A 23,206-nucleotide genomic window follows, 5' to 3' on the forward strand; every position below is an offset into this window, starting at 1 on the left:
TGTAACGTAGTTCGTCATGAGCAACCAGTATATGAAAAGAGCCATTGAGCTCTCAAAAAAGAATATCGAACACGGTGGCGGCCCCTTCGGTGCAGTCATTGTTAAAGATGGAAAAATCATCGGTGAAGGATTCAACAAAGTAACCGCAAACAACGACCCTACAGCCCACGCTGAAGTAGAAGCGATCCGCGAAGCCTGCAAAAACATCAGCAACTTCGATCTTAACGGTGCCGAAATTTACACCAGCTGCGAACCTTGTCCGATGTGCTTATCAGCTATCTACTGGGCCCGCCTGTCAAAAATCTATTACGCCAATACAAAAAAAGATGCGGCTGAGATCGAATTTGATGATGATTTTATCTACACTGAAATTCCAAAACCAATTTCTGATCGTAAAATCTCAATGGTTCAGATGATGCGTCCTGAAGCTTTAGAAGTTTTTAAAGCTTGGCAAGTCTCTACAGTTAAAATTAAGTACTAACCTTATCTCCAAAAGGCATAAAAATTGAACCTTCGTGATTAATCACACCTTAACACGGAGGTACAAGTGCCAAATCGCCGCACTTTTTTACAAAACGTTTTTCATTACTCACTTTTATTTTCTGCCACTGGAATAAGCCTTTCAACAGCCGCTTGTTCAGATGGCGACAACAATGAATCCAACGGAATCCTAGATGTGGATGGCAACTGCACTGATAACGGAACCAACGTTGATATTGAAGTGACACACACACCAAATCATACACTCATTGTTTCACGTGACGATGTGAATGCAGGCTCAGCTAAAACATATACCCTTGAAAACAATGCTTCAGGCCACATCCATACCATTACCCTAACAGGTGAAGATTTTACGATGCTTAGAAATAATGTAGGCCTTCGCAAAAGCAGTACAACTGACGCTGGCCACAACCACCAGGTCACTATTAGCTGTGCGTAACACATAAAGCCGTGGCCAAACCTTTGCACCACCTACCTCGTTATTGTTTTTTAAACAATTTAATCCCAATTATTCCCCGCTTAAGGAGGTTTTATGGAACAAAATAAAGATGGTTCAACAACCGTTGATACCGCCGCAGAGCGAGCACGTGCCGCTGTTACTAATATTGGAAAAACAACCCCCGTGAATGTAACAGGAGCCACTAAAGAAGCTTCTGAAGGCGAGATTCGCCAATTGTTAGAAGAATTCGCTGATGCTATTCGTAGCGGAAAAATCGAAGATATTATGTCGTTTTATGATCCAGGCTTAATTGCATTTGATGTCGTCCCTCCCTTACGCTTCACCAATGCCAACGAGTACAGAAAAAACTGGGAAACGCAGTTTACGAGTAAAATGCAGTTTCCGGTGAGCTATGAATTTAGTGAAGAAAAACTTCAAGTCGATGGAGACCTCGGCGTATTTCACGCTTTAATTCACACAGCGGGTACAATTAAAGAACCACAACAAGGCGAACCTAAAGAGATGGATTGCTGGGGACGCTACACCTGTGTGTTGAAAAAAATGAATAATCGCTGGCGCATTTTCCACGAACACTTTTCAGTGCCCGTGGCCGAAGATGGAAAAGCTTTAATGAATTTAAAACCCGGATATCAAGTGAGCCATTAGTTACATTGCATGTTTCTGAACTGATCCATTTTTGAAAAAATAAGATCAGACCATAGCTCAATTACTTTTAAATTTAAGGCATCGCCTTTTAAACCTGTCTGTTTAGCTACAGAATTTTTAAAAGGCATGTCGACGTCCTGAAAGTTTGAAACTCTTAAGATCGTCATTAAATCTTGGCGAGTTACCAAATCTAAACGAGCTACGAAATCGCGGCGGGCTTTTTCAGTCACTGTTTTTAAACCTGGAAGGTCTTTGTTAGGACCTTTTCCTGGCTGAGCGGCCAGCGTACATTTGTTATCTAAGAACATATTTAACGCTCTGTAAGCTGCGTAATCACCGCGTGGATGATTTTTGTTTTTTACAAACTTAAGATCTCGGTTACCAAAAGCTGAACCTAAATCATGAGTTCCTGCAATAGGAGTACTACAAACTTTTTTCTCTCCAGCCTTAACTACGTTTTGATTTTCACAAAGCATAACGTGTTGGCTTCCGCGCTCTTCTACAGTGTGAACTAAGTTTATAAATAACGCTAAAACTTGAATTTCATGTTGCTGCTGGGCTGTTAATTTAGAAAAGTTAGAAATGTACTCATCCCATCTCCAGGGTGTGTTCACGAATTGTTTTCCAAGTTTTGGGTTGGACGTAAATGCTTTCATAATACGTTTACCTTCAAATTTTCTTTCAATCGCAGCACCCGGAAACACATTGGTTTTTGCTACCGGCACTAACTGCGGCTCTAAACCGTTTTTCCAAGGATCAGTATCACAACCAAAACAAACCACTTCTTTAGCTGGGTAATAATTCTCTGAAGGAAAACCCATCATCCACGCTAAGCGTGTGGCCACAGCGCTTGTGTAGGCTTCACGGTGGCGCCACTCGTTTAATTCAGTTTGGTTTTTCATACCTTCAAGTGAAACTTTAAAACGAACTTTTAACACATCCGCAGAGACTGGTTTGACTTCGCCTTTTTTATTTGTCTGCGTGATCACACTGCCATCGGCGCGCACTAAAACATCTTCTTCTAATTTTCCAGCGTACATAGCGTCTTTAACAGCCACAGCTTCAGGAACAGGTACGCCTTTTTCTGAGACTAAAACATTACTTTCATTCGTTCTGGCACAACGAAATTTATTACTTGAGCCATTCTGATAGCGGTAAAAATAACGGCAGTAAGTACGGCCTTGGGGATCAATCGCGGCTTCATCAGATTCAGCGCCGCGGATGATTTCTTCTTGCGTTTTTTTAGCCGGAACCGGCATTAAAAAATGGGCCTCACGAAGACAAGCAATACGGTTTGGATCTTTATCGCTAATAGGTTTTTCTAAATCGGCAAAAATCTCGCAGGTTGCAAAGCTTGCTTGGGCTAAGAAGGTCGTAAGAAGCAAAGAAGTTAGCGCGCGAGACAGTTTCATAAAGATCCTCCAACAGCTGATCACAAAGCAACGAAAGTGCCACCTGGGCTGGTGTTAATTTGTCTTATAATCCTTAAAAAGTGCAAAGAGGCTCCATAGAGTGCCCCTCTGTCGAAAACCTTAACAGGCCTAAGCTATTTAAATCGCTTTAATTCTTACGCCTTTGGCACCCCGTCTGCAGTCTTAAAATCGCTTTTACGGGAGTTAAATACATGTCGAAGTTCAAATTCTCATACTTCATTCTGCCCTGCCTGATTTCTTCAAGTGTTTTTGCCTATATGGATTTAAAAACTTCACGAGGTGAAAAAACTTTAACTTTTGCTAAAAACGAGATCTGTGTAATTCCCAGAAAATTTCCGAATATTGATCCAAAAAAACTTGGCCAATCAAACTATTCAGCGAAAGATTTAGAGAGCGAACTAGAACTTTGCCGCATGGATTTTCAAGCACAAACTCCGGTTACGAAAAACACAACTCAAAACTATGCCGTTGGCATCTGCCCGAAACTTCACAACACAAACCCGGGCCTAGAAATTTATGAAATTGGTGCAGGATTTACCAAACAATCACTTGAAACCAAAATTTGCGATATGCCTTCAAACCTTCGTGAAGGAACAAAACTAGCAAAATACAAACTCAGCACAAGCTGTAGCTATACACCTTCAATTCTAGCTTACTATCACGTATCCCGCATTATGGGTGATATTTTAAAAGTTCCGCCAGTGGTTTTAAGAACGATGGATGCTGAAGCTTACAAAGCTGTGCCGGCAAAGGGTAAAAAAACACTCTCTAAAGGCGGCGTTATCGCAGCCACCTGGAAAGCTGTGATTAACCAATTAAATAACCCGGCAACTGATAAACGTGGCCCTTACTTATTCACGAATGATTACATGCAAACTTTTGGTGGCCTAATGAAAAACGCCAAAGGCGAAGCGGCTTGGTTAGAAATTTCTAACGATGCTGGCGGCGAACAAATGGCACGCGGTAAAGCCTTTATGCAAGAGCAAGTTTACCTTGATTTAATTAACACTAACGTAGCTACAAAGATTGTTAGTCAACAATGGACACAAGATAACGTTCAACGTTTACGTGTAATGGGTGATGCCGCTGATATGTTAGTGATGGATTATCTCCTTCGCCAAGAAGATCGTTTTAACAATATCGCCTACAAGCTTGAAGTCACCGGTTTAGTTAAAGGTGCTGATGGTAAAATCGATATTAAATCATTAGATGTAAAAAAGGCTGATTCAGCTGAAGAATTAAATTCAGCCATGCAAGAGTTTATGACTAAGTATGGAACCTCTGCTTTTCCAGTGCGCCGTATGATGCTTAAAGATAACGACTGCGGTGTTGCGGTAGAATCAGCCGTAGCCCGCACAGGCATTGCTGAAAAACTAAATATGCTAACGAGCATTCGTCATATGAAAAAATCAACCTATGACCAATTACAACGCTTTCATGCGTACTTATCTAGCTCAAGCACAGGAAGCTATGCGAAAGACTTTTTTATGCGCGAAACAATGATGACGGATAAAGACTATGCGCAGTTTGCCTTAAATACGAAACGCTTAGCTGAAGGCACCAAATCATTATGTAACGCAGGCCAATTGCATTTAGATTTACAATTAGAAACACATTTTTCTAATAGCTATAAAACTGGAAGTCAGAATTGCATTGTAAATTAAGCCGACTTTTTATTTCTTAAGATATCAAGATTAAGTCTACGCCCCGAGCCTTCGCCAGGGTATTTTTTATGATTTGCTCCCGGATAAGAGTAACCATTAATTAAAACTCGTCTTGGAGTTGAAGACATATTTTTAGTGCTCGCGTGAATCACATACGGGTGAAATAAAACAATATCACCTGGTTGCATCAGTAATTCTTCAGATTTTGAAATATCACACACCGAAGTGACATCAGAAATATGATTAAGCCCTACGTGGCCTAATTTATTACTTCCAGGCACAAAACTTACCGGCCCTTTATCAGCTGTGACTTCATCAATAGCGATCAGTGTTTGCACGTAGCTACCAAGGCCGTTAACGTCTGTCCAATCAGCGGTGCCGTAACCACGGTGCTGACTGTCTTGATGCCATTCAAACTCGATATCATCGCCTGGCATTTTAAAATGAATTTGATTAATCAGCTGATCCATTTCAGTAGAGCACAATAACTGGCTCACCGGTTCTAAAATTCTAAGATCAGCTCCGAAATTTAAAAGATCATTTTCGTGAGCACCCGCCCAAACTACGCGGTGTAGAGCTTGGTTTTCAAAAACAAAACTTGAACCATTATGCAGTTGAGTTGTTAAGTTAAGCTTACGGCTTGATTTAAGCAGCTTTTCCGTCGACTGAATCATTAAGTTTAAATCGTGCTGATTGAAAACTTTTGGAAGAACAATAAATCCACGTTCAAAAAATTCTGCGATCTGCTTATCTGTTAGTGCTGCTGCTGCCATGACCTTATTTTCACATCGTTCACAGAATTCCAGAAAGTCTTGTTCAACAAAACCTAGACAAAAGATAGCAAATCTTAACATATCCTCAAAAGTTGGCCCACGTCCATGTTAGCCAACACATCTTTTGAGTACTAGTAACTATTGAAAATTACGTCCGGAGTGCGAAGCTGGTGTACTTTTTGAGATACGACTTACTGCGGCTTCAAACTGATCTGCAGCAAGTTCTGATTGAGCAATATCACCTAACGATAATACACCGACTAAACGTTTATCGCGATTCAACACCGGCAAACGACGAACCTGGTTATCACCTAAGTTACGTGTGACTTCTTCTAGCGATTGATCTTCGAAACAGTATAAAACTTTTTGCGACATCACATCGCGCACTTTAGCTGTTTCAGGATTTAATCCGGCAGCCACTCCGCGAATCGCGATATCGCGATCTGTAACTGTACCGACTAAACGGTCATTTTCTTGAATCGGTAAAAAACCAAAATCTCCATCACGCATAAGACAGGCTACATCTTTTAAAGACATATCCGGACGACCTAGCTCTACATAATTTGACATACATTCTTTGACGATCATAAATTTCTCCTCTCGTGCTGAAAAGCGCGGTTCTTAATTTAAGTTGTAAGCGGACGACGTCCGATTTCTATTCTTTCTTGCTCTGGTGTCAGGTCTACTCCCACTTTATCTCTAGCAACAAGTGTGTGACCGTGGTAAGCGGCAACAACTGTTAAACCAAAACCAATTCCGGTAATAACGGCGTTGATTGAGTTCGGAGTGACAGACATATTAAAAGTTCCCCAGATTAAATAAAGATTGATGGCAAATAGGATCAGCGAAGAGACGTTCAAGGCCGCATGTAAATACCCCCGACGTCTTGGCTCTGTATTTTTTGGAACACCTATAAATAAGTCAATCGAACCAGGCACTGCCGCAGCGGCTGCTGCAACTACACCGGCGAGATTTGCTATAAATGCCACGCGATACCAAAAAAGATTTGCCGTGTTTTGAAATAAACAAAAACAAACAAAAGCCGCAGTGTAGAAAACGATGGGAAAACTGACCAACATCGGATGAACAGCACGCCCCAAAATTTTAACTTTGCTATACATAATTATGTCCTTTCGTTTAAAGTTAGATGCACCATAGATAGAGCAAGGTTTAGGCCCGCATCAATTTGAGACGCACAATTACAATTGCTTAAAGATCGCAAGGCCAAGGTCCGATACCTAGACTATATGCCTGATCAATACCTACACCGAATACTACCCCACATTAGAGATGTCTTCTCAGATGCGGAAATTTCTATTCAGGCTAACTGCGCTGTCGTTGAAAAATTAAATCACAATTTTACCTTAGTGCTTGAAGATAACAAACTTCACCCCGACGACGCTTTTGGTTTTGTAAAGTTAAAAGCTCCGATCGATAGCCAAGGGTTAAGTTACGAACGCTTAATTGAATTTGTAGCCCAAATGAATCACTGTCACCGCGGTTGCCACTGGGGCATAGATACGATGTCGTCTGATGATGTTCAGCTTTATATCTACGCCACCATGATTACCGAACTTGGACGCAGAGTTGATGATAAAGACCAAGTGGTCATGGAAATTTTAAATTTACAAAAAATGAAATTCTATACCGATCAGTATTTAACTGAAATGAAGAATAATCATTTATGGTTAAAAAGTTTTTCTCTCACCTACGGAAAAAATATTATTCCGTGCTTAGCCCCTGAGAATTTTTTAAATCCTGAAGACCAATCGATTTATTCACGTACGCTAAAGCACATGCTGCAGTTAAATTATAAAATCGAACAGATCAATGCATCTTGCTTTAAAATTACCACTGAAAAAAACACCATAGCTGTGCTTACGTTCTTAGGCCCAGAGCTTATGAGTCTTTATTCAGTTGTGACAGAAGACAATAAAAGCATTGTGAATCTTAAAAAACTTTTAAATGAACGCAACCAAGACTTAATCATGGGGCACTACGAGATTTCACCAATTCAGCAGATCGTGGGCTACACGAACTACCTGCGCTTAGCTGACGGTATTCGTGATATTAAAATACGTTTATTTTTAGATTCACCTGATATTGCAAAAATGATCTATTTTGACAATCAATCTGTGGCCGCCTAAAATACGTCAGCCATGAAAAAACCTTCAAAATATTTTAAGCACTATAAAAATAAACCTTATCGCTACGTTGGTGAAGCTAAACATTCTGAAGAGTTAAAAGACTACGTCATTTACGAATGTCTTTACCCGAATGAGCTTGCGACTTTATGGATTCGCCCGAAAGACATGTTTTTTGAAGTGAATGAATTTCAAGGCAAACAAACGCCCCGTTTTTCCCAGGTACCGTTTGAAATTAAAAACTTCTCTACGATTACTACCGAAGTTAGACAGAATATTTTAAAACTCTGCAAAGAAGTCTTCACTGAATTTGACGAAGACAAATTTTATAAACGTTTTACGACACAAAAAAACGCGACGGTTTTTTGTTTTTACTACGAACAAGAACTTGTAGGTTTTAAAGCGGGCTATGAGCTTGATGAAACCAAGTATTATAGCTGGCTGGGTGCAGTTTCGACAAAACATCGAAAACTGGGTGTGGCACAAGCCCTAATGCAAGAACAGCATGCTTGGGCTAAAGCTCAAGGTTATGCCTTAATGCAGACCAAATCAGATAACCGCCACAAAGCGATGATGTCTTTAAATTTAAAAGTAGGCTTTGATATTGTGGGCACAGAGCAAACAACTCTAAGCCCGGTTCTAAAAATTCTTTTTGAAAAGAAACTGTGATTAATTTTGTACGCAACGATCTAAAGCGATGGCTTTCGATTTTGGCGAACCATCTTCTGTGTAGTTTAACGTAGCTAATCCACAACTACTGATGGACATTGAAATATTACCTAAAGAAGAACAAGATCCAACCCAGCTACCTGAGGTCGCGCAGTTACAGTTTGTAGCACCGTAGGTAATTCCGCTCGCCATAAATGTGCAGCTTTCACCAGAGGTGTTATTAACAATCTCTAAAGCGCCTGCAGCACTTGATAAACTACGACTACCACGATTTACATTAGTCACAGTGATCGGCGAATTTGTACGAGTCGTAATGCTTAGTAAAGCCGTACCGTTATAACTTAGGGTACGATTGATACCATCATTTGTGTAATTCATCACTCGAGTATCACCAGCCCCAGAGATCCAAGTTAAACTTGCACCATTTGTTCCCGTTTTCGTCGCTGTTAATGTCATGTTGTTTCCAGCCACAGAATAATTAGGAGCAATGCGAATTGATTGGCTTGTTCCTGAAAGTGTACAGTTTGCACCGCCAGACCAAGTCATTGTCACTGAACCATTAAGAACAAAATTTCCGATTGAACACCCGCCAAAAGTTCTCGTTTTCGTATTTGATGAGCACGCACTAAACGTAGCACCACATGTGGCAGCTTGGGCTTCAGGTAATAAAATTTTAAAAATATTTTCATAGGCGACTTGTTTGGGCGATGACATATTGTAGCGGTCAAACGTTGGAGCATATTGCGCGATCGTCGTATTACCGCCACCAGCATCATCAATAGAAGCCATCACATCACCAAGTTGGTTACCAAGTTCTGTCGGAAGATCAGCTTCACCTAATTGAACTGTTTCTGCAGCCCCACAGCCACTTAGAATTGCAGCTGCTAAAATTAGCACTAATGCCTTAAACTTCATCTTAGAAACGGGATTCATGTTTACTCCTGATAACTCCATAAGCCAATTATTGGGCAAAAAACCCCGATGTCATCAAGATTGTGTTATTACGCACACGCAGCATCAATTTTGTTTTGCAAGTTAGCCTTTTTCATAGGGAAATAGCCGCACGTTTGAAGATATGTGAGAGGGGTCCACATCATGATGTTACGTCTATTTTTAACAATTACTTTATTAATCTCTACAGCAAACGCCTATTCGCCAAAAGTTCCTTGGCTTAAGCAATTAAGCTCAATTAACGATTTGGAATTGGTCGTAACACCAGAGCAAAATCATACGCCTTTATACAATGCTTTTGCGAAAGCCCAGAAAACCATCCGCATTGGTATTTTCGGTATTTCATCAAAAGACATGGCTGATGAAATCGAAAAACAAATCAAACGCGGAATCAACGTTACAATCATCTGCGATAAATACTGCACGAACAATGAAAAGCGTAAAGCGATCTTTGAACAACTGAAAGCCGCTGGCGCAAACATTATGGTGGCCACAAAAGGCTTTTCGATCTCGCACTGGAAAATGTTTGTGATCGACGACACATTGGCCTTTATTTCAACAATGAACTTTATCAGCCGCGCAAATCAAATGCGTGATCTTGGTGTTTTTACCGCTGATAAAAATGTCATCAATGAAATCATCGCGGTCTTTGACCAAGATGTTAAAAATGCGCAAAAACAAACAGCGAATACACCGGAATTAAAAGTTACAAACTTAGTCTGGAGTCCGAATAATTCTGAAGGTAAACTAGTTGATTTAATTAATTCGGCCGACAGTTCAATTGAAATCTGGATTGAAAATATGGGTAACCCGAGAATTCACGAGGCCTTAGCCGCTGCGGTTAAACGTAAAGTTCAAGTGCGTGTGTTAACGTCTGTGTGTGGTTTAGGTATGGCAGCCGATGCCGCGTATAGAAACCTAAAAGACCTAAGCAAAAAAGGAATTGCGGTTAAAGGAACTCCTTATCCGGCTAACGAAGAAATTCCTTACATTCATGCTAAAACGATCAATGTAGATCATAAAGCCGTTTTCTTAGGCTCTGAGAACTTCTCTGTGAACTCTTTAACAAAAGCGCGTGAGTTAGGGATTGTGTTTAACGATCAAGCCACAGAGGCGAAAATGGCCGCTTTATTTGAAAAAGATTGGTCAAAAGCGGTCGAAATTCCCGAAGAAGCTCCAGAAAAATGTAGCCCATTGACGTCAAATACGGAAGAATAGTTCATGTGACTATTCTTCATTTATTGTCTCAAAACCATCTGACTGGCGCCGAAGTTTACGCGTGCCAGCTTACAGACATCCAAGTGGCCACAGGCCATAAGGTTTTACAAGTTTCTAATGGGTTTTACTACCCAACTAAAGCTGAAAAAATAGAACTTAAAGTTGAGACAAAATCGCGTGCTGAATTTAACGAAAGCGTTAAAACCTTAAAAGAGCTCATCGCAAAACATAAAGTTCAAGTGATTCATGCCCACTCACGGGCCGCTTCAAAGTTAGCTCACAGCGCTAGCCGCGGAACTCAAATTGGGTATATCAGCACCATTCACGGTCGCCAGCATGTTTCGTTTTCTAAAAAGTTTAAAAATATTTACGGATCTCACCAAATTGCTATTTGTGAAAATGTGCAAGATCAATTGGTGAATGAGTTTGGCTACAAGCCAGAAAATATCAAAGTTATTCGTAATGGGATAAGTACAGATCTATTTTTCCCGAAAAAAATCAATTCTGCGAAGAATAAAACTGAGCTTTTAAAAATTGCGATTATTGGCCGCGCTACAGGTCCTAAAAAAGACCGTACTGAAAATGCTGTACAAAGCCTGACTCAAATTTTAACGGCTAAAAATATTAATTTTGAAATTCATTTAGTTGGTGCCTCTGAAAACGAGATTGATAAATCTTTGCACGCGAAAAATGTGTTTTTTCATACGCCGCCAACTTTACACCAAGGCATCTATACCCAGTTCGATCTTGTCATCGGCTCGGGTCGCGTATGTATGGAAAGCTTAATGAGTGGCGTTGCGGTGATTGCTTTTGGCGAAGCAAAGTATCTTGGCCTTTGCCAAAAAGAAAATTTCAATGAGCAGATCAAATCAAACTTCGGTGATATTGAAGCTTCATCGTTTGGAAAACCTGAAGTGTGTCCAGCACAAATGGATGCAGATATCGAAAATTACTATAAAATTAATGTTTCACAGTTAATGGATTTAGCTAAAACAGCTAAAGGCCAATTCGGCATCAAAACAGTTTGCGATCAGTTGCAAAAAATCTATGAAGCCAGTTACTTCGAAGCTCACTACCCTGGTTGGATTCCGGTTTTGATGTACCATAAAATCCCAACACAAGAGTTAGATTCACCACATAAGATTTATGTTACGCAGGCGAATTTTGAAAAACATTTAGAGTTTTACAAAAATGCTGGCTTTGAAACCGTGACTTTTTCTGAATTAAAACAATTTAAAAACGGCACACGTTCATTTGATCAGTTTCCGAAAAAACCATTAGTGCTAACTTTTGATGATGGTTACTGGGATAATTTAAATAACGCTGACCCCTTACTTAAAAAGTATAACTTCAAAGCACAGATCTTTCTATTAGCGAATAACGAAATCAGCCACAACCAATGGGATGAAGCTAATTCTGAAAAAGGCGATAAGATTATCTCAGGCACTGACCGTAAACTTTGGCTTAACTCAAATTTTGAAATCGGCTCACACGGTTTTAGTCATAAACGCATTACTGAGATGACGCCTGACCAAGCGTTTGCCGAACTAATTGATTCAAAACGTGCGCTAGAGAAAGAATTTGAACGCGAAGTGTGTGTCTACGCTTACACTTACGGTGATACCAACGCCGCTTGTGCAAAGCTAGCTGAGGCCGCTGGGTATGACTTTGCCGTTAATACAGACACCGGCGGACTTAAAATGTTCGATGACCCGTTTCAGATTTTTAGAGTAAATATTTTTCCAGATGAGACAAAGTTCTCTCTATGGAAAAAAACTGCTTCTTGGTATCGTTCGTACTATTTTAAAAAACGTAAGAAGTAGTTATCTAAACACGACCTAAAGCTTCCTCTAGATCGCCGATAAGATCATCAATGCTCTCAAGGCCTACACTTAAACGAATAAGCTTTGGATCAATACCGCAGTTATCCAGCTTATCTTTAGGATACGCTGAGTGAGTCATATAACCTGGCACTTCGATTAAAGTTTTATTTAAACCAAGACTCACAGCTAGAGTGATACTGTATGAATTTTTCGCGATATCATCGACAAACTTCGCTGTCTTTTTCATATCACCTTTTAGCGTGAAGGCGATCATTAAACCTGGAGCAAATTTTCCTTCAGGAGTTTTTAAGTATTTTTTAGCTAATTTTTTTTCAGGAAAGCTTTCAAGACCTGGGTAAAAAATCTTTTCTACTTTTTTACTCTTAGCTAAAAACTTCGCTATAGCCATAGCATTTTCTTGTTGTTTTTCAAAACGTAATGACTGCGTTGATAAACCATAAACCATGATGTGCCACGCCGAAAATGGATTAATGATAGCCCCAAAATCTTTACGACCAAGTTTCAGAGTCGCTTCGTATTTTTTAGCCGTCATCACAGCGCCGCCCATATCAGTTCCAAAACCTGACATATTTTTTGTCAAACTTTGAATCACGATATCTACGCCCCACTCAATTGGGCGTAATCCCCAAGGTGTGGCGAAAGTATTATCCACAGCGAATAAAATTTTATTATCGTCTTTACGAGTTTTGTTGGCTTTAGCGATCGCTTTAACAACGCGTTCAAGATCAATGATTTCTAAATTCGGATTACAAACAGATTCACAATAAACTAAACGAACTGATTTATCTTTAAACGCTTCATCAAGATCTGTGTCATTTAAATTACATAACTCAGTTTCAACACCAAACTTCGGCATCCAGCTTGTCAGTAAACTGTACGTACAACCGTATAAAGTTTTATGCGAAATAACTTTTTGCCCTTGTTTTACAAATGACAAAATCGTTGTTGAAATTGCGCCCATGCCGCTTCCGAAACTTACGGCACATTCGGCTGATTCCATAATTTTTAACTGTTCTTCAAGCATCAATGTCGTTGGTTCATCTAGGCGATCGTAAATTAAAATCGGCGTTTCATTTTTGGGATTACCGAACTGGTTAAAACCTTCGGCACCACGTTGTAAACTTTCAAGACGAAATGTTGTTGAGGCGGTTAACGGTGGAATAATGTGATGTGAATAATCCCAGGCTGACGTTGTATGTTCGCCGTGAATGGACTGAGTTCTTTTCGAAACTTTTTTAGATAAAAGAGATTTTTTGTTCGCCATGTATTCCTCGTGTGTCAAAATACTAGAGTTTGAACACTAGAACGAGCAAGGCATGTCTCTGTGTATTAATGCATGGTCAGGAAATTTACCCCAACCATGCTAATGAAACGATCTGATTATAGCCCAAATGCTTTAAGAGATTGCACAACAATAACGGCTAATAAGTAAGCAAATGCGTTACTTCCCACTAATTGTAAACCTGTCCACAACCAGCTGCCATTTTCTTTCTTTAAAACGCCCACAGTTGTTAAACACTGCATAGCAATCATAAAGAAAATAAAAATACCGACAACAGAAGCTACGGTAAAGATTGGCGTGCCATCAGCAAATTTAGCTTCAGCCATTTTCTCTAAAATTGGCGTCGTGTTTTCCTCATCTTCAACTTTTGCATTCAGTGACAAGGCTAAGCTTGATACGAAAACTTCGCGTGCTGCAAATGAAGCTACGTACGCGAAACCCACGCGACCATCTAAACCCAGCGGTTTAAAAATTGGCTCAATCGCTGTTGAAACTTGCATCGCATATGATGGTGGAGCTTGATCTTCTGGAGTACCTTCAGCTGCTTTCGGGAATGTTGTCGCAAACCAAAGAATAACTGTAAGACCAACGATCACCGGCCCTGCTTTTTTCACGAATGAAACCGATTTATCCCAAGATTGGCGAAGAATCGTTCTAAAACGTGGTCTACGATAAAATGGTAAATCCATCATTAAGCGCGAAGACTGTTGGCTTTCGATCATTTTTGATAAAATTGCAGACGCTACTGCGCCAATCACGATTGAACCAAAGTATAGCGACGCCATAATAAAGCCGCCCATTAAAACACTGGTTGTACCACCAGCGATTAAAAAACCGATTAGTAAACCGTACACCGGTAAACGTGCCGAGCACGACATAAACGGAATTGTGAATTGCGCGATCATTCTTTCTTTACGAGATGTAATATTACGAGTCGCCATGATCGCTGGAATTGCGCAAGCAAAACCAGATAACATCGGAACGAATGAACGGCCACCAAGACCTACTTTTTTAAGAGGCCCGTCGATTAACGCCGCCACACGAGATAAGTACCCTGTGCTTTCAAATAAACCGATACCGATAAATAGAATGAAAATTTGTGGAACGAAAATAATCACGCCGTTAATCGCCGCTAAGATACCATCACCGATAAATTCGCCCAGTAATCCCGGAATGTGTGCTTTTGTGTAATCAATCGATGTAGCCATGGCTCCGTCGATTAAATCCATTAGTGGCGCTGCCCACCAGTAAACTGAAGCAAAGAAGATCGTCATAAGAGCAAAGAAAAACACATAACCCAAAATAGGATGTAATAACCATTTATCCACTTTCAGCGTGAATTCTAACTGCGACTGAGTTTGAATTGCCGCTTGAGCTGCTTCCACTTTTTCTTGCATGAAAGCTTTTTCTTTTAAAAATTGAGAGATCGTTTTTAAGTCTTCAATTTTTTGAACTTCAGTGTATTTAACTTCGTTATAACGAGAGATTTTTTGTGGCGTATTTTTTAATAATGCTACAACTTCAAATAAACCTTTACCTAAAACACCATCAAAAGCCACAACGTGCTCAACACCTAAGAATTTTTTAATTTCTAAGATATTAACTTGTTGTTTTTCTTTCGCCACTAGATCTGACATTGTTAAAACAACGATCACGTGTGAATTTGGCTGAATTAAATGTTTAGCTAATAATAACTGACGATTCATTTGTGTCGCATCAATAACTAAAATAACTGAGTTGTATTTTACGTTATGACAATCTTTTAAAATACTTACTGTGACTTTTTCATCGTCTGATTGCGGGTCTAATGAATAAACGCCCGGCGTATCCACGATACCAATCGGTTGCATATCAGCTTTAGTGGCTAATTCTGATTGAAGAGCACCTAAAGAGTATTCAACAGTGGCGCCTGGGTAATTCACTGTTTTAAATTTTGAGCCTGTTAACCAGTTGTATAAAGTTGTTTTACCTGAGTTTGGTGAGCCAACTAATAAAACGTTTCGTTCATCTAACGGAGTTACTGTTTCTTCTACATGGCAAGACATTTGAACTCCTGTTCATTTAACGCCAACAACGTTTGATGAAAGCGAATCACCGTCACATTTGAGAAAGATAATTTTTTAACGATTTCAAATTCAACCCCTGGGTATAATCCGAAGTCGATTAAACGTTCGATCAGAACTTGATTGGCCTGCGGGTTTACTTCAACTTGATTAAACCCTTTTAACTTTAGTTGTGTGCTTTTTTCGTTCATTGGGGTTTTGTAACTCCCCTTGGGCTAAATGAATAATATTTTCATTTAGCCCGATCTAATTGAAAACGAACTGACAGTTCTCTCTGAAATTCTTCACAAAATCGCTATGCGAAAGTCCAGAAAAGCCCTTCTCTGGTCAAGTCGGTATCCCTTAAGTCCGATCCAGTCTGTATGAACTACCATCCAGCTACAGGCCTAAAGTTGACCCTGATTTTGCTTACACAATTAGCAACACTGAGTGCATCCGCCGAAGTCTTTCGCTGGCCAAAACTGTGTGTGAATCAAACTCTAACGATAGAAAATAAATCGAATAAAGATCAAACTGTGTGGCTTCAAGAATGGGAAAAATACCTTGTTGATGAAATTGACCACACTGTTCCTGCAAAAGGTAAAATCTATCTGCAACTTTCACACGACCCATCGACAGCAACACAAGATTACTCCCTACTAGTTTTAGATAGCCCCAAAGATATTAGCGTTGATACAAACTGTAACTTACGCGACATCGTTTCTGCCGATAGCTTAGAAGGCGGAGTGGTTTATTACAAAATTAATCCGCGCGCCGCAAATGAAGTTCAGCTTAAAAATTTATTTCCAGGACGCAATACTTTCTATGTCGAAAATTTAAGTTTGGTGAAAAAATCTGAACCGTTAGAAATTGATGTTGAAGGTAGAGAATTATTTACTTTTGCATTAAAGGCAGAACCTACTTCTACCTGGGTTAAAATCACAGCGAAAGAAAGATTTCGTACGGCGATTCACACATCATCTGAAGTTTTAAAACCAAGCTTCGTCGAACCACAACGTTCGATTGCCTCAAGTGATGAAAAATATTTCGTAGTTGGTCCGAGTGATAATCACGGAGATCAGTTCGTGGTAAAAATCAAAGATCCTGCGATGGTGCAAAAAGCGCGCGATCAAATCAACAACCCTAAATTACAAAAAATCGTTTTCGCGAAAATCCAATTAGGAAACCAAGGTTATAACCGCAATATGACAAAAAAAGAAAAAAGCTTTTGGTCATGGTCAGTAACTGAAGTCACAAACATTTCTGATTTTGGGTCAACGGCGTGTAACGGCTTTCCGCAAATGTTAGAAGATCAAGCCGAAGCCTGGGTTAAAGGATTAGGTAAAATTTGTTTTTGGTCTTATCGAATCAAAAAAGAACTTACACTAGACGAAGTTCAAAACCCGAAATAATTATTCAATCGTCGTTGCTGCCGACTGCCCGCGCGTTTCTTCAACAGCAACAGTTAGTTTTGCAATTCCGTATTTTTTAAATTCTTTGAAAAACTCTTCAGCTAAAATTGATGATAATTGTTCTACACTTGTGTTTGAACAATTTAGCCAAATCACTTCTTCTTTAGGAAAAGAGTAAAAACGGTCACGGAAAGTCACTTCGTAGTTTTTATTATTACTTGAAGAAGCACATTTCATATCCGGGTGATTTTTTGGAAGGAGCACATGCTCATCCCAAACATCTAAACGGGCTTTGATGAATTTTTTAAGAACGTTAAAATCCACCATGTAACCCATTTTACCGTCGTCATCAGAGGCATTACCCACATCTGGGGCTAAGATAGAAACCACCACTTGGTAATTATGCCCATGTAACATTTCTGCGGATTTCTGGTCAAAAATCAGAAAATGCGCCGAAGAGAACTTAAAATTTTGCTTAGCTAGGCGTAATGACGTGGTTTTCATGCTGACAGTATAATCGTTTTAGGGCTATATAACAAGTCGAGGTGAAACCTCGCAAGGATATTAAATGGGCCAAGCTTTTGAACTAAAGTCACACTTTCAAATTGAATCAGCGCGCTTTTTACCTTTGTTGCCTGAAGGGCATCCTTGTAAGAGCATGCATGGCCACAGCTTTAAAATCATTTTAACTTTACGCGGGCCCTTAGATCCTAAAGTGGGCTGGGTTCAAGATTACCACGAAATTAACGAGGTTATGCGCCCGTTACTTTCTGAGATTGACCATCGTGTTTTAAACGAAGTTAAAGGTTTAGAAAACCCAACATCAGAGCTTTTAGCCGTATGGATTTATGACCGCACCAAAGCAAAACTTCCGTTACTTAAGTCGGTAACGATTATGGAAACCCCTACTACCGAGTGCACTTATCCCGTAAACTAAACGGGTGCGTGACTGTAGAAATTGCGGAACAAATTTAACTCCCAAAGATAAAAATCTAGCGTGTTTACGCTGCCATTCGGCTTATGTTGATATGCACTCAGTGCGGCCTTATTTTCGTCCGATAGATTTTCAAAAATTAATGAATGAATCAAAGCAGATGCTTTCGAAAAGTAGCCATAACTGTCTACTTTGTAAAAAGCAATTAGCGTTACATTTTATAGGAACCGACATTCAAGTTGAAAGTTGCTTTCCGTGCCAGAAAGTTTGGTTTGATTCTGAAGAATTAAAAAAATTCCAGCTCTATACGGAGTCACGCAAAGACGTAAAAAAGATTCAACTTCAAGAGGAAGCAAGCGATGTTCCAATCACTCAACTTATTTTTGATCAAACTTATGATCGCTCAGTTCACTTAGCCCGGCATTCTCTGGGGCTTTTTGCCGAAATGGGTATGATAGAAATAGGCTCAAACTATGCCGGTAACAAAATTACCGACACGAATTTTTTTAAGAAATATCCGATCCTGACTTTTTTCTTAATTGTCGCTGTGATCATACTTTATTTTATGATCACCCGTGATTAATTCGCGAAATCTGAATTTACTTTAACTGGCTTATTGTGAAATTGCTCTAACTGGGAATTTTGTAAACTTAAAACATCTTTTTGATAAAGCATGACGATAGTTGAACCCATACGAAACATGCCAAGCTCATCGCCTTTTTTGATCGATAATTTTTTGTATTCTTTAACTAGAGGTTTAAAAACTTTAAACTGATTGCCCCGAATTTCAGGATCGAAACTTAAAGCGATATCGCCAACATTTGTTGCGGCAACGAACACAACACCAACTAAGCCACGATCAGTTTTAATTTCAACGTACACACGCTCATTGATCGAAAAAAGTTCGTGAATATTTGATGTTGACCAGTTATTCACAGGCCATAAAGCGCCCGGAATATGAATGATACGCTCGATCGTGCCATCAACTGGTGAATGCACACGGTGATAATCCGTCGGGCAAAGATAGTAAGTTAAAAACGGGCCACCACTGTAGATTTCAAAAGCTTTTTCAAAGCCTGCGAAATCTCTAACATGATAGTGTTTACCTTTGGCTTGAATGAGCTTTCCCTCATCAATAATAGCAGCCTGAGTGATGACCGAATCAGCTGGGTGTAGGGCCCAAGTACGTCCTACGGGACGACGCCCAGGTTTTAATTTACGGATGAAAAATTCTCCTAATGAGGGGTACTGCTCAACCGGAAACTCAGCTTCTTCGAGGTTAATCTTGTAAGCTTTTGCAAAAATTCTAATGATTGGGGTCCAAATAAAGCGCGGTAAAGGCAAATGAACCAATTTACCCACGATATAGCTTAAGTGACTTTTCGGTAAGAACCTAGTGATTGCTGCCATGGGGTGATTCTGCTACATTAACCCCTCAATGTCGAAGATTTTTAAAGATATTAAACTTAAAATTGATGATGACTTAGAGTCACATTTAGAATGGCTCATGCCTAAGCATGGGGAATACCGCATCCTTAGAAAATCTGTCGATGCCCGTCAAAAACATTCGCCGCACTTTGTTTACACCATCGAAGTGGCTGAAGAAGGCGAAACGTTATCTTTAGAAAAATTTGAATTAGAAAAAATCAATCCTGATAAAAAAATTGACCGCCCTATTGTTGTCGGCACAGGCCCTGCTGGATTATTTGCGGCGATTCGTTTAGTTGAGCGCGGGATTCCGTGTTTACTATTTGAACGTGGTTCTGAATCCGCTGAACGCATTAAGGGCATCAATCGTTTTTGGCGTTATGGTGAATTAGATCCAAAAAATAACGTTTGCTACGGTGAAGGTGGCGCGGGTTTATATTCTGACGGAAAATTAATTACCCGTATTAAATCTCCGCATATTCCTTATGTGTTAAACCGTTTAGTGCAATTTGGTGCTCCGGCTGAAATTCAGTGGTTATCAAACCCACATGTGGGCTCTGATAAAATTCGCCGTGTGATTCCGAAAGTGCGTGATTTTTTACGCGCGAATGGTTGTGAAATTCATTTTGATTCTAAAGTTGAAAAATTACTTTATGGCAAAGACTCTATTAACGGTGTTGTGATCAAAGATGATTCTGGAAAATTAACAGAATACAAATCTGATAACGTGATCTTAGCCACAGGCCACTCAGCTGAAGATATGCTTAATCACCTACTTGAATCAGGTGTGTATATTGAAGGTAAATCTTTTGCGATGGGTTTACGTATAGAGCACCCGCAAAAATTAATTAACAATATTCAATACCGTCAGTTTTCTGAACATGAAAAATTAGGTTCGGCGAACTACAAACTTGTTCACCATGACGACAAATCAGGAATCGGCGTTTACAGTTTCTGTATGTGCCCAGGTGGTTACGTGTTATCAAGCGGCACTGAAAAAGATGGTATCGTTTGTAACGGGATGAGTAACTTTAACCGTAACTCTGAATTTGCCAATGCAGCTATCGTAGTCAGCATTCAGCATGAAAAATTATTCGGTAAAGATTTACTTGGTGGAATGAAACTTCGCCGTGAACTTGAAACGAATGCATTTAAAGCCATTCGTGAAAACAAAGGCACTAAAGAATTACCGGCACAAAACTTAGTTTCATTCTTAAACCGTTCAAATAAAAACGTGCTACGTAAAACATCCTCACCATCAGGCGTTCTTCCGATTCGTTTAGATGAATTACTGCCGAAGTTTATGTATCAAAAGCTGGCTGAAGGTTTAAATAACTTCAACACAAGCATGAAGGGTTTTATCACCGAAGATTCACAGCTTTACGGCGTTGAATCGCGCACATCTTGTCCGCTACGTGTTACTCGTGATGATGAAACGCTAGAAAGCCTTTCGCATAAAGGTTTATATCCTTGCGGCGAAGGCGCTGGTTACGCTGGCGGAATCACTTCAGCCGCAGTCGATGGTATTCGCTGCGCTGAAAAAATCTTTGAAAAATTAAAATAATTTTTGTTATTGAAAACAAGAAAAACTAGCTTGAGCGTGTACTTCACACTGGCCAGCGGTTTCTACTTGGTTTACTTTCCATTTAGACGTTAGAAAGAAACTATACGCGCAAGATCGATAAGCGTAGTTTACCCCATTCTGTAAAGCTTCATTCTCAGCGGCCTTTGGATCTTCTGTATTACAGGCTGCAACACCTAGAGCTGTCTTTGTCGTACAGCCATCCATGCAGCCGTTATGAACGTTGCATGAGTCCGGCGGACACAGTGCTGCTGCACTGGCTGCGGTTGCTGATAACGATAATCCTAAAACAAAAACCAAATTCATTAATCTCATACTATCTCCTTTGTAGTGCCAGGTCCTATTTCGTGTTGCGATTAGACAAGAAATAGGACCTGGCACCTAACAAACTATGATTGACCTGATAAGTACAAAGCTATATTTAAAAGGTCATATTTTGACCTTAAAAAAAGGAAAATGGCTATGGATTATGAATGTAAGAAGATTCAGAAAACCTTAAAGACTTTGATGAAGTCCAAAAAAGCAACCTACGAAACTATGGCCAAAGCTTTAAAAACTTCTCCGGCCACGATCAAACGTCGCTTAAATGGTGGTGATTTAACTCTGCAACAATTAAGAGAATTAGCAAGCGCACTCGAAGTTTCATTTTATGAAATCATTGAACTTTCTAAGTACGTAAAGCGTGAACCACATTTATTTACGCACGAACAAGAAAAACTTCTAGCTTCAGAATTTATAGTTAAAATGTTGTTTCGCCATATCCTAACAGGTGCAAGCTTTGCGCAGATCAAGTCACAATTAAATATTTCAGAAAAAGATTTGCGTAAATACGCCCGCGATTTAGAAAAAGTGGGTTTAGCGCAATTACTGCCAGGCGATCGTTTTGTATCGTTAATCCACTACCCTGTTCGTTGGCAGCCCAATGGAGCACTTCACAAAACTTATAGCGAAATGGTTCTTAAAAACATTTTTTCACGTATTGAAAACAACAATGAACGAGCTGGATACAATAAAAAATTTGAATTAATTTTAAATGACGAAGCTTACAATAAATTTTGCGAAGAAATTCAAAGTGTTTATTCCCGCTATTTGAATCTTTCTGAAATTCATATGGAAACACAGCCCGATCTTAACCGCGTTGTTTCGGGATTATTATTTATTGACCGCTTTTCTGTCTGGGAAGAGCAAAATCGTATCTTCTAAATTTAAGACAGAGACACTGGCTTACTTATGAACAATGCCTACTACTCTAACAACTGCAGGCATTGTTTAGTTAGATCAATATCTTAGAACACTTACAGTAGAAATTTCGCATACCGCATAGACAGCCTCACTTATCAGTCTGAGACAAAACTCTATTGGCAAAGCCATATATCGTCGTGCAGGCCAATCGGTTTTTTAGGTCCTCTTCTTGCTTATCAGTATTGTGTGCAAGGGGGATCCATGAAACTACGTCTATCTGTTATTGTTCCACTAATGTACTTTTTCGCCTCTCCATTATTTGCGAAAGATAGTATCTCTACTGAAAGTTTTAATACGGTTTTAGAAGAAGGACTGTCGACAGAAAAAGATATCAAAAAAAATATCGTGCGCAATATCGGATCTGAAAGAGTTACCTTTGCAGGAGAAGTTATCACTGCGGGTCCAAGCAGACGGAACCCGCTAAAATTTAATGTTTTTTTACGCGAAGATGAAATTAAGTCAGCCTCCGATGAAAAAAAATCGGAGAACTAAATAATATTTACTGACACTTAAATTTCATTTCAACAGTATAGCCGTTGCCAAGAACCGAGTCTGTTGTTTGGCCGGCTAAAACGCCGACACCGCCAGCATTACTTTCTTTTTGGCCACCGAATATGTAAGCGCCGCTACCAACAGTTTTTAAGATTTTAGAGGCTGCTTTTCCGTTGTTATAAGTTTTTTCATCAACTTTGCCTGTGTAAGTTTGTTTTTCTTCAACAAAAGCGGCGTATTTGTTTTGTTCTTTACAGAAGTGATTGGCTTGATTGATCGCATCGCGTTTTTGGCTTTCATCGCCTTCAGTTTGGATAACTACGCGGTGAATGCCATCAGCTCCCGGGCGAACATCACGGTGATGCGCACAACCTGCAACAAAAGCTAAAGCTAACATTGATACTAAAAACTTATTCATAAGAAGACCTCCTTAAGATCTCATTTGACCTTAAGGATACCTCTCTCAACTGAGATTAACTACTGATTGCTT

26 protein-coding genes are annotated in these 23,206 nt (G+C 39.7%); 14 read left to right on the plus strand and 12 right to left on the minus strand.

What is annotated here, in order from left to right:
- Window positions 1-16 precede the first annotated feature (16 nt).
- The 3 genes from ACKWCF_RS09290 (at window position 17) to ACKWCF_RS09300 (ending at window position 1,606) form a co-directional block, all read left to right on the plus strand.
- Entirely contained in the window at window positions 17-481 is a 465-nt protein-coding gene (locus tag ACKWCF_RS09290) for a nucleoside deaminase (RefSeq protein ID WP_409477302.1), read from the plus strand.
- A gap of 66 nt (window positions 482-547) precedes the next feature.
- Entirely contained in the window at window positions 548-940 is a 393-nt protein-coding gene (locus ACKWCF_RS09295; protein ID WP_409477303.1) for a hypothetical protein, read from the plus strand.
- A gap of 93 nt (window positions 941-1,033) precedes the next feature.
- Window positions 1,034-1,606, plus strand: coding sequence for a YybH family protein (locus tag ACKWCF_RS09300; protein ID WP_409477304.1), 573 nt, complete (start codon window positions 1,034-1,036; stop codon window positions 1,604-1,606).
- On the opposite strand, the gene ACKWCF_RS09305 is transcribed toward ACKWCF_RS09300, so the two are convergent.
- Window positions 1,603-3,018: a hypothetical protein gene (locus tag ACKWCF_RS09305; RefSeq protein ID WP_409477305.1), complete on the minus strand. Its 1,416-nt coding sequence runs from the start codon at window positions 3,016-3,018 to the stop codon at window positions 1,603-1,605. The genes ACKWCF_RS09300 and ACKWCF_RS09305 overlap by 4 nt on opposite strands.
- Window positions 3,019-3,230: 212 nt before the next feature.
- Here ACKWCF_RS09305 and ACKWCF_RS09310 point away from each other — a divergent pair, with 212 nt between their 5' ends.
- Window positions 3,231-4,703, plus strand: coding sequence for a hypothetical protein (locus ACKWCF_RS09310; RefSeq protein ID WP_409477306.1), 1,473 nt, complete (start codon window positions 3,231-3,233; stop codon window positions 4,701-4,703).
- Here the strand turns inward: ACKWCF_RS09310 and ACKWCF_RS09315 are convergent.
- From ACKWCF_RS09315 to ACKWCF_RS09325, 3 genes are all read right to left on the minus strand, one after another.
- On the minus strand, window positions 4,700-5,476 hold the full coding sequence (locus tag ACKWCF_RS09315) for a phytanoyl-CoA dioxygenase family protein (RefSeq protein WP_409477307.1): 777 nt from the start codon (window positions 5,474-5,476) through the stop codon (window positions 4,700-4,702). The genes ACKWCF_RS09310 and ACKWCF_RS09315 overlap by 4 nt on opposite strands.
- A 138-nt stretch (window positions 5,477-5,614) precedes the next feature.
- Entirely contained in the window at window positions 5,615-6,064 is a 450-nt protein-coding gene (locus tag ACKWCF_RS09320) for a CBS domain-containing protein (protein ID WP_409477308.1), read from the minus strand.
- A gap of 38 nt (window positions 6,065-6,102) precedes the next feature.
- Window positions 6,103-6,597, minus strand: a complete 495-nt coding sequence (locus ACKWCF_RS09325; protein ID WP_409477309.1) for a DUF2231 domain-containing protein — start codon at window positions 6,595-6,597, stop codon at window positions 6,103-6,105.
- 126 nt (window positions 6,598-6,723) lie between these two features.
- Here ACKWCF_RS09325 and ACKWCF_RS09330 point away from each other — a divergent pair, with 126 nt between their 5' ends.
- Window positions 6,724-7,623: a hypothetical protein gene (locus ACKWCF_RS09330; protein WP_409477310.1), complete on the plus strand. Its 900-nt coding sequence runs from the start codon at window positions 6,724-6,726 to the stop codon at window positions 7,621-7,623.
- A 12-nt stretch (window positions 7,624-7,635) separates the two neighbouring features.
- Window positions 7,636-8,289, plus strand: a complete 654-nt coding sequence (locus tag ACKWCF_RS09335) for a GNAT family N-acetyltransferase (RefSeq protein WP_409477311.1) — start codon at window positions 7,636-7,638, stop codon at window positions 8,287-8,289.
- Here the strand turns inward: ACKWCF_RS09335 and ACKWCF_RS09340 are convergent, their stop codons facing one another.
- Entirely contained in the window at window positions 8,290-9,222 is a 933-nt protein-coding gene (locus tag ACKWCF_RS09340; protein ID WP_409477312.1) for a hypothetical protein, read from the minus strand. It abuts the gene before it with no gap.
- Window positions 9,223-9,384: 162 nt separating this feature from the next.
- Between ACKWCF_RS09340 and ACKWCF_RS09345 the strand changes: the two genes are divergently transcribed.
- Window positions 9,385-10,458, plus strand: coding sequence for a phospholipase D-like domain-containing protein (locus tag ACKWCF_RS09345; RefSeq protein ID WP_409477313.1), 1,074 nt, complete (start codon window positions 9,385-9,387; stop codon window positions 10,456-10,458).
- A 5-nt stretch (window positions 10,459-10,463) separates the two neighbouring features.
- Window positions 10,464-12,281, plus strand: a complete 1,818-nt coding sequence (locus tag ACKWCF_RS09350; protein ID WP_409477314.1) for a polysaccharide deacetylase family protein — start codon at window positions 10,464-10,466, stop codon at window positions 12,279-12,281.
- 4 nt (window positions 12,282-12,285) lie between these two features.
- Here the strand turns inward: ACKWCF_RS09350 and ACKWCF_RS09355 are convergent, their stop codons facing one another.
- The 3 genes from ACKWCF_RS09355 to ACKWCF_RS09365 all read right to left on the minus strand — a co-directional run bounded on the left by ACKWCF_RS09355 (window position 12,286) and on the right by ACKWCF_RS09365 (window position 15,838).
- Entirely contained in the window at window positions 12,286-13,566 is a 1,281-nt protein-coding gene (locus tag ACKWCF_RS09355; RefSeq protein WP_409477315.1) for a trans-sulfuration enzyme family protein, read from the minus strand.
- Between the two features lie 116 nt (window positions 13,567-13,682).
- On the minus strand, window positions 13,683-15,629 hold the full coding sequence (gene feoB / locus ACKWCF_RS09360) for a ferrous iron transport protein B (protein WP_409477316.1): 1,947 nt from the start codon (window positions 15,627-15,629) through the stop codon (window positions 13,683-13,685).
- A complete protein-coding gene (locus ACKWCF_RS09365) occupies window positions 15,614-15,838 on the minus strand; it encodes a FeoA family protein (protein WP_409477317.1) in 225 nt (74 codons plus the stop codon). Before ACKWCF_RS09365 ends, feoB begins: the two co-directional genes overlap by 16 nt.
- 171 nt (window positions 15,839-16,009) lie before the next feature.
- Here ACKWCF_RS09365 and ACKWCF_RS09370 point away from each other — a divergent pair, with 171 nt between their 5' ends.
- Window positions 16,010-17,038: a hypothetical protein gene (locus ACKWCF_RS09370; RefSeq protein ID WP_409477318.1), complete on the plus strand. Its 1,029-nt coding sequence runs from the start codon at window positions 16,010-16,012 to the stop codon at window positions 17,036-17,038.
- On the opposite strand, the gene ACKWCF_RS09375 is transcribed toward ACKWCF_RS09370, so the two are convergent.
- Entirely contained in the window at window positions 17,039-17,542 is a 504-nt protein-coding gene (locus ACKWCF_RS09375; protein ID WP_409477319.1) for a 6-pyruvoyl trahydropterin synthase family protein, read from the minus strand. It abuts the gene before it with no gap.
- Window positions 17,543-17,606: 64 nt separating this feature from the next.
- Between ACKWCF_RS09375 and ACKWCF_RS09380 the strand changes: the two genes are divergently transcribed.
- Both ACKWCF_RS09380 and ACKWCF_RS09385 read left to right on the plus strand, forming a co-directional pair.
- Window positions 17,607-17,975 carry a 6-pyruvoyl trahydropterin synthase family protein gene (locus ACKWCF_RS09380; RefSeq protein ID WP_409477320.1) on the plus strand — a complete coding sequence of 123 codons (369 nt, stop codon included), beginning with the start codon at window positions 17,607-17,609 and terminating at the stop codon, window positions 17,973-17,975.
- Between the two features lie 139 nt (window positions 17,976-18,114).
- Window positions 18,115-18,555, plus strand: a complete 441-nt coding sequence (locus ACKWCF_RS09385; protein WP_409477321.1) for a hypothetical protein — start codon at window positions 18,115-18,117, stop codon at window positions 18,553-18,555.
- Here the strand turns inward: ACKWCF_RS09385 and asd are convergent.
- The gene (gene asd / locus ACKWCF_RS09390) at window positions 18,552-19,382 is read right to left on the minus strand and encodes an archaetidylserine decarboxylase (protein WP_409477322.1); all 831 of its coding nucleotides are present in this window, start codon (window positions 19,380-19,382) and stop codon (window positions 18,552-18,554) included. The genes ACKWCF_RS09385 and asd overlap by 4 nt on opposite strands.
- Window positions 19,383-19,410: 28 nt before the next feature.
- On the opposite strand from asd, the gene ACKWCF_RS09395 reads away from it, so the two are divergent.
- Window positions 19,411-20,964, plus strand: a complete 1,554-nt coding sequence (locus tag ACKWCF_RS09395) for an NAD(P)/FAD-dependent oxidoreductase (protein ID WP_409477323.1) — start codon at window positions 19,411-19,413, stop codon at window positions 20,962-20,964.
- Window positions 20,965-20,970: 6 nt separating this feature from the next.
- Here ACKWCF_RS09395 and ACKWCF_RS09400 read toward each other — a convergent pair whose 3' ends face one another.
- The gene (locus ACKWCF_RS09400) at window positions 20,971-21,297 is read right to left on the minus strand and encodes a hypothetical protein (RefSeq protein ID WP_409477324.1); all 327 of its coding nucleotides are present in this window, start codon (window positions 21,295-21,297) and stop codon (window positions 20,971-20,973) included.
- A 192-nt stretch (window positions 21,298-21,489) separates the two neighbouring features.
- Here ACKWCF_RS09400 and ACKWCF_RS09405 point away from each other — a divergent pair, with 192 nt between their 5' ends.
- Window positions 21,490-22,185, plus strand: a complete 696-nt coding sequence (locus tag ACKWCF_RS09405) for a hypothetical protein (protein ID WP_409477325.1) — start codon at window positions 21,490-21,492, stop codon at window positions 22,183-22,185.
- 240 nt (window positions 22,186-22,425) lie between these two features.
- Window positions 22,426-22,716 (plus strand): hypothetical protein, encoded by a 291-nt coding sequence (locus tag ACKWCF_RS09410; protein ID WP_409477326.1) that lies wholly within the window; start codon window positions 22,426-22,428, stop codon window positions 22,714-22,716.
- A gap of 7 nt (window positions 22,717-22,723) precedes the next feature.
- On the opposite strand, the gene ACKWCF_RS09415 is transcribed toward ACKWCF_RS09410, so the two are convergent.
- On the minus strand, window positions 22,724-23,134 hold the full coding sequence (locus ACKWCF_RS09415) for a hypothetical protein (RefSeq protein WP_409477327.1): 411 nt from the start codon (window positions 23,132-23,134) through the stop codon (window positions 22,724-22,726).
- Window positions 23,135-23,206: the final 72 nt, after the last annotated feature.

The sequence above is a fragment of the Pseudobdellovibrio sp. HCB154 genome (genome assembly GCF_046267985.1).
Lineage (GTDB): Bacteria > Bdellovibrionota > Bdellovibrionia > Bdellovibrionales > Bdellovibrionaceae > Pseudobdellovibrio.

What these genes read in the sequence shown, in the direction of transcription:
- ACKWCF_RS09315 (WP_409477307.1), bottom strand. Translation starts at nt 5,476, where the DNA reads ATGGCAGCAGCAGCACTAACAGATAAGCAGATCGCAGAATTTTTTGAA.
- asd (WP_409477322.1), bottom strand. Translation starts at nt 19,382, where the DNA reads ATGGCAGCAATCACTAGGTTCTTACCGAAAAGTCACTTAAGCTATATC.
- ACKWCF_RS09365 (WP_409477317.1), bottom strand. Translation starts at nt 15,838, where the DNA reads ATGAACGAAAAAAGCACACAACTAAAGTTAAAAGGGTTTAATCAAGTT.
- ACKWCF_RS09370 (WP_409477318.1), top strand. Translation starts at nt 16,010, where the DNA reads ATGAACTACCATCCAGCTACAGGCCTAAAGTTGACCCTGATTTTGCTT.
- ACKWCF_RS09355 (WP_409477315.1), bottom strand. Translation starts at nt 13,566, where the DNA reads ATGGCGAACAAAAAATCTCTTTTATCTAAAAAAGTTTCGAAAAGAACT.
- ACKWCF_RS09375 (WP_409477319.1), bottom strand. Translation starts at nt 17,542, where the DNA reads ATGAAAACCACGTCATTACGCCTAGCTAAGCAAAATTTTAAGTTCTCT.
- ACKWCF_RS09385 (WP_409477321.1), top strand. Translation starts at nt 18,115, where the DNA reads ATGAATGAATCAAAGCAGATGCTTTCGAAAAGTAGCCATAACTGTCTA.
- ACKWCF_RS09345 (WP_409477313.1), top strand. Translation starts at nt 9,385, where the DNA reads ATGATGTTACGTCTATTTTTAACAATTACTTTATTAATCTCTACAGCA.
- feoB (WP_409477316.1), bottom strand. Translation starts at nt 15,629, where the DNA reads ATGTCTTGCCATGTAGAAGAAACAGTAACTCCGTTAGATGAACGAAAC.
- ACKWCF_RS09325 (WP_409477309.1), bottom strand. Translation starts at nt 6,597, where the DNA reads ATGTATAGCAAAGTTAAAATTTTGGGGCGTGCTGTTCATCCGATGTTG.
- ACKWCF_RS09320 (WP_409477308.1), bottom strand. Translation starts at nt 6,064, where the DNA reads ATGATCGTCAAAGAATGTATGTCAAATTATGTAGAGCTAGGTCGTCCG.
- ACKWCF_RS09300 (WP_409477304.1), top strand. Translation starts at nt 1,034, where the DNA reads ATGGAACAAAATAAAGATGGTTCAACAACCGTTGATACCGCCGCAGAG.
- ACKWCF_RS09340 (WP_409477312.1), bottom strand. Translation starts at nt 9,222, where the DNA reads ATGAATCCCGTTTCTAAGATGAAGTTTAAGGCATTAGTGCTAATTTTA.
- ACKWCF_RS09290 (WP_409477302.1), top strand. Translation starts at nt 17, where the DNA reads ATGAGCAACCAGTATATGAAAAGAGCCATTGAGCTCTCAAAAAAGAAT.
- ACKWCF_RS09395 (WP_409477323.1), top strand. Translation starts at nt 19,411, where the DNA reads ATGTCGAAGATTTTTAAAGATATTAAACTTAAAATTGATGATGACTTA.
- ACKWCF_RS09305 (WP_409477305.1), bottom strand. Translation starts at nt 3,018, where the DNA reads ATGAAACTGTCTCGCGCGCTAACTTCTTTGCTTCTTACGACCTTCTTA.
- ACKWCF_RS09330 (WP_409477310.1), top strand. Translation starts at nt 6,724, where the DNA reads ATGCCTGATCAATACCTACACCGAATACTACCCCACATTAGAGATGTC.
- ACKWCF_RS09335 (WP_409477311.1), top strand. Translation starts at nt 7,636, where the DNA reads ATGAAAAAACCTTCAAAATATTTTAAGCACTATAAAAATAAACCTTAT.
- ACKWCF_RS09405 (WP_409477325.1), top strand. Translation starts at nt 21,490, where the DNA reads ATGAAGTCCAAAAAAGCAACCTACGAAACTATGGCCAAAGCTTTAAAA.
- ACKWCF_RS09410 (WP_409477326.1), top strand. Translation starts at nt 22,426, where the DNA reads ATGAAACTACGTCTATCTGTTATTGTTCCACTAATGTACTTTTTCGCC.
- ACKWCF_RS09400 (WP_409477324.1), bottom strand. Translation starts at nt 21,297, where the DNA reads ATGAGATTAATGAATTTGGTTTTTGTTTTAGGATTATCGTTATCAGCA.
- ACKWCF_RS09380 (WP_409477320.1), top strand. Translation starts at nt 17,607, where the DNA reads ATGGGCCAAGCTTTTGAACTAAAGTCACACTTTCAAATTGAATCAGCG.
- ACKWCF_RS09310 (WP_409477306.1), top strand. Translation starts at nt 3,231, where the DNA reads ATGTCGAAGTTCAAATTCTCATACTTCATTCTGCCCTGCCTGATTTCT.
- ACKWCF_RS09415 (WP_409477327.1), bottom strand. Translation starts at nt 23,134, where the DNA reads ATGAATAAGTTTTTAGTATCAATGTTAGCTTTAGCTTTTGTTGCAGGT.